The 3,009-nt window shown below is 30.8% G+C and carries 4 protein-coding genes; all 4 read left to right on the top strand.

Annotation, left to right across the window (positions count from 1 at the left end; all coding sequences use genetic code 11):
• Positions 1-299 precede the first annotated feature (299 nt).
• The gene (locus tag DW196_RS10925) at positions 300-1,010 is read left to right on the top strand and encodes a DNA/RNA non-specific endonuclease (RefSeq protein ID WP_118251283.1); all 711 of its coding nucleotides are present in this window, start codon (positions 300-302) and stop codon (positions 1,008-1,010) included.
• Positions 1,011-1,062: 52 nt separating this feature from the next.
• Positions 1,063-1,902, top strand: a complete 840-nt coding sequence (locus DW196_RS10930; protein WP_118251284.1) for a DUF6710 family protein — start codon at positions 1,063-1,065, stop codon at positions 1,900-1,902.
• A gap of 127 nt (positions 1,903-2,029) precedes the next feature.
• Positions 2,030-2,524: a phosphoribosylanthranilate isomerase gene (locus DW196_RS10935; protein WP_118251285.1), complete on the top strand. Its 495-nt coding sequence runs from the start codon at positions 2,030-2,032 to the stop codon at positions 2,522-2,524.
• A gap of 173 nt (positions 2,525-2,697) precedes the next feature.
• Entirely contained in the window at positions 2,698-2,928 is a 231-nt protein-coding gene (locus tag DW196_RS10940; protein ID WP_118251286.1) for a hypothetical protein, read from the top strand.
• The last annotated feature ends 81 nt before the right edge of the window (positions 2,929-3,009 follow it).

Below are 3,009 nucleotides of genomic sequence, written 5' to 3' on the forward strand. Positions count from 1 at the left end.
TCTTTCGACTGGATATGATAGGTTAGCTCATCAGTAACTGACACACACAACACATCAAAGGACGTCTTATTTCTTCAGATAAGTTGGTGGTCTTTGGCAAAAGCATGAGTGATTGGAGCGAAAAAAGGTTTTTAAAGAATGCGTTGGTTTCCAACGGATTCTTTTTCTTTTGTCTTTTAGGTCAGACGTTGCGAAGCAGCGACTGACGGTCTTGGTCGTTTGGCACAAACGACTGTGGAAAGAGCGGTGGAGGAGGTCGGAGCGATTGACACAAAAATATAAAAATAGGAGGAATTAGCATGAGAAACAAAGGATTATTACTAGTGGTGACACTAGTCACTATTTTTTTAGGAGGGTGTGAAGCACAAAATATTAGAGAACACGTTAACCCTTTAGTGGATCAGTCAACAACTGAGGTAACAAAGAATCGAGAATTTAGTGTCGAATATGATGGTGGATACCAGGAAATTGTGGTCAATGATAACATACCTGATTTTACATCCGATGATTTATCTTTAAGTGAAGGAGTTTGGCAAACATTTTCTGACTTAGATCACTTAAACAGAGTAGGAGTTGCAAATGCGATTATAGGGAAAGAATCTTTTCCAACTGAAAAAAGGGAAGGACTTTCTTTTAAACCGACTGGATGGCATCAAAAACGATTAGATGATGGTCAATGGCTTTATAATCGCTCGCATTTAATCGGATTTCAGTTGACTGGAGAAAATGATAATCCTAAGAATCTTATGACTGGAACACGTAGTCTCAATACACCTCATATGTTGAACTATGAGAATCAAGTGAAATCATATATAGAAAATACAGGACATCACGTTAGGTATCGTGTTACTCCAGTCTTTAAGGATAACGAGTTGTTGGCAAGAGGTGTACAACTGGAAGCCATAAGTATTGAGGATAGCTCTTTTCAATTCAATGTTTATATTTACAACATACAAGAAGGATATGAGCTCGATTATGTGACAGGAAGCTCTAAAATAATAGAAGACTAATTAATCTATTTTATGTATACTTATGCTACTATTATAAAAAAGGTGGTTAAAAATGAATATTTTACAATATTTTAAACATTTAATTAGTAATATAAGTTTGCAAGATGATGACCATGAAGAACAAAAAACTATAAGTAAAAATTACAAACAGCAATTTAAAAACTTAATTAATGAAGCATCATATATTTTAGAATCTGATGATATATCATCAAACGACGAACACCCTATATTTATTTTTATCAAACAGATTACTGATTATATTACAATACATAATTCTTTAAATGCCTATTGGCATAGTGACAATGATTTCCACTTTTTATTTGGCAAATGTTTGGAAAAAAACGTAAGTAATAATTATGTTAAATCCATAATAACTAGAGAAGTACATGACGAGAACAAAAGATATTATAGAAACGTTACATTTCATTCAGAAACAATAATGTTTGACTATTCTATATCTCCAATCATTATTAATCCATGGCATAAGAGACGAACAAGTGATGCATTAATAAATATTGCAACTCAAAATAATAAATTTGATAGCATACAATACAATCACAACATTTCCAACTATTATTGCTATCCTATGGGTTTTATTTATTGTCATAATGGAAATCATTCTCAATATTCGGCAAAACTAAAGAATAAAGGTAAGACACATATAGAACAAATTGATGATTGGACTTATCTTTATAGCTATATAATATTTGATGGAGAGAAGTTTATATATGATTTTCCAAATCAATCTTATACAAACTATCCAATTGAATACGAAATAGAGCAAGACCTAGAATTGTATATAGGAGTATTATTTGAAATAGGTAGATTGTTGATAGATAAAAAAAATGTGTTTCCAAAACAAATTCAAGACCTCATAACACAAAATATTTGAAGTAACGAGCTTTACAATTAAGTTCACGAAACTCACCAAATTAATGAATTAAATTAATGAGTTAACATAAATCAAATTATACCGAGCTAAATATTTTGATATACTGAAAAATAAAGGAAGTGATTTGATGAGTGATAAGTTCAAAGAATTTTTAATAATTACAGAAGAACTAAATAAAAAAAATATTATCCCGTTATTAATGGGATCTTTAGGATTAGAATTTGTTACTGAGAAGGACTGGAATGCTAGAGATATTGATATCCATGTAAGTGGGGATCCTAGAGGATGGGAAGCACCTGATGAAGAAAGAGTTTACCAGTGGAATGATATTATTGATGTTATGGCGGAATTGAATTATAAATTAATAGACTTACATGAACATGAATTTATAAAAGATAATATTTCTGTTGAATATGGTGTTATTGATACACTCCCTAGTTTCGCTAATGTAACTCTAGATGAATTAACCTATCAGAATATCAACAATATAGAATTTTACACTCCAAATTTAGAAGCTTTTTTAAAAATATATCTTTCTTCTAGTGAAGATAGCTATAGAGCTGATAATAATAATAGTAAAGATTTTGAAAAAATTAGTTATTTAAAGAGTCAGTTAACATAAGCAGAGTTATACCAATTCAAAACGCCCTCAGAACTGTTCTGAGGGCGTTAAATGTTTTATAAGGTAATTATCTCCTTTTTTCTTTTAAAATTGTCAGAGTTAACATAATGTAAGATTATACCTAGTTAAAAATCGATGGTATAATGAATTAAAAGCAATGGGGGAGTTTTTTTATGTCTGAGAAAAAACTTTTGAAATCAGAAAAAATCCGAATCAAGAATGATAAGCTAAGAGAACAAGGAAAATCACCATTAAAAGGCTGGGGAAAGATGGTAGATACAGGACTGGGAGGAATAAATAAAGCTAATATTCCTATAATTAACAGCTTCGATAATATGGATTATATTAAAGACCAACAAAAAAATATTGCAAAAGAAAATGAACAGGTGAAACCCAAAGATTAGTTATTTAACTGTTAGGTAGACATAATCACCATTTTACGAAGTACCACATCTACCAACACATCGAGGCACCCACTTTGTGAA

The sequence above is a fragment of the Vagococcus sp. AM17-17 genome (genome assembly GCF_003471765.1).
GTDB classification, from domain to species: Bacteria; Bacillota; Bacilli; order Lactobacillales; family Vagococcaceae; genus Vagococcus; species Vagococcus teuberi.

Coding starts and splice junctions, on each gene's coding strand:
- DW196_RS10940 (WP_118251286.1), top strand. CDS start 2,698: ATGTCTGAGAAAAAACTTTTGAAATCAGAAAAAATCCGAATCAAGAAT.
- DW196_RS10930 (WP_118251284.1), top strand. CDS start 1,063: ATGAATATTTTACAATATTTTAAACATTTAATTAGTAATATAAGTTTG.
- DW196_RS10935 (WP_118251285.1), top strand. CDS start 2,030: ATGAGTGATAAGTTCAAAGAATTTTTAATAATTACAGAAGAACTAAAT.
- DW196_RS10925 (WP_118251283.1), top strand. CDS start 300: ATGAGAAACAAAGGATTATTACTAGTGGTGACACTAGTCACTATTTTT.